This is a genomic window from Mycetocola manganoxydans (assembly GCF_003667545.1).
In the GTDB taxonomy this organism is placed as follows: domain Bacteria; phylum Actinomycetota; class Actinomycetes; order Actinomycetales; family Microbacteriaceae; genus Mycetocola_A; species Mycetocola_A manganoxydans.
Window position 1 is genome coordinate 1 of the sequence record NZ_RCUV01000032.1, and the last position, 516, is coordinate 516.

1 protein-coding gene is annotated in these 516 nt (G+C 62.0%); it reads right to left on the reverse strand.

The window, feature by feature from the left end:
- Nucleotides 1-326 (reverse strand): plasmid mobilization protein (locus D9V29_RS14755; RefSeq protein WP_121674089.1); only part of this gene is annotated, 326 nt, incomplete at its 3' end.
- Between the last annotated feature and the right edge of the window lie 190 nt (nucleotides 327-516).

Below are 516 nucleotides of genomic sequence, written 5' to 3' on the forward strand. Positions count from 1 at the left end.
ATCGCTTCCGCCTCGGCGGGAAACGTGCTCTCCGTGTTGGCGAACCGGGCGAGCTGGTTCACGTTGTTCGCAACGTTCGCCATCAGCCGGCGAACAGCAAACACCTCCGCGATAACTTCCTTACGGTCGGTGTCGGTCTCAATGTGTGCGTTCATCGCAGACTCGACCAACAGCCGCGGAACGGTCACCCGCGCAACAACCGCCCGTGCACGCAACTGTGCATCCTCTTCCGGGCTCACCCGCACGTTGTAACGACGCTCACGCGGCTCGTCTGAATTCGCGCGCCTCTGGCGGCCGAACAGACGCCGTTCGTTCTTGTCTGTCACGTCGTCCCGCCCTTCCTGGCCCAGCGCAGCGAACCCGAGAACTCGGGGACCATACGTCAAGTATGCCGACAACGACGCGGCGCGTCTAGGAGCACGAGCGAGTTAGGGCACCTAATTCTATAGCTTGCTCCCGAAACGCCTTTGCGTGACGGGGGAGACCACAACGTGTCAGTCGCAAACGAGCGGATGC